1 protein-coding gene is annotated in these 566 nt (G+C 63.6%); it reads right to left on the reverse strand.

Annotation, left to right across the window (positions count from 1 at the left end):
• A partial coding sequence (locus GWQ31_RS21720; protein WP_275910252.1) for a VCBS domain-containing protein occupies positions 1 to 527 on the reverse strand: 527 nt, incomplete at its 3' end.
• Positions 528 to 566: the final 39 nt, after the last annotated feature.

The following is a 566-nucleotide window of genomic DNA, read 5'->3' on the forward strand; positions in this document are numbered from 1 at the left end:
GTCACAATGTGCGGGGTGCCATCGACGCTCTGCACGGTGAAGGTCTCAACCTTGGTCTCGTCTTTGCCCAGGTACTGCACTTTGCTGTTGTCGACGTTGTAGGTCCAGGTGCCGTCAGCCGTGATGCTCAGGCTGCCCAGTGCATCCGGGCTGGCGGTGATGCTGGCCGCGTCCGTCTTGAACGCCACCTCGTCGGCCCCGTCCACGTCGCTGATCTTCAGCTGGCCGCTGTCGCTCAGCAGGCCTGCGGTCGAGACGTTCAGGTCTTCGGTCACACCGCCCGCGTCATCGCTGCCGCTGATCTGCACCGAGCCGTCGTTCACCCCGGTGATGGTGATGGTCACAATGTGCGGGGTGCCATCGACGCTCTGCACGGTGAAGGTCTCAACCTTGGTCTCGTCTTTGCCCAGGTACTGCACTTTGCTGTTGTCGACGTTGTAGGTCCAGGTGCCGTCAGCCGTGATGCTCAGGCTGCCCAGTGCATCCGGGCTGGCGGTGATGCTGGCCGCGTCCGTCTTGAACGCCACCTCGTCGGCCCCGTCCACGTCGCTGATCTTCAGCTGGCC

Origin of the sequence: Aeromonas sp. 2MA4, from assembly GCF_029237305.1 — a bacterium.
Lineage (GTDB): Bacteria > Pseudomonadota > Gammaproteobacteria > Enterobacterales > Aeromonadaceae > Aeromonas > Aeromonas salmonicida.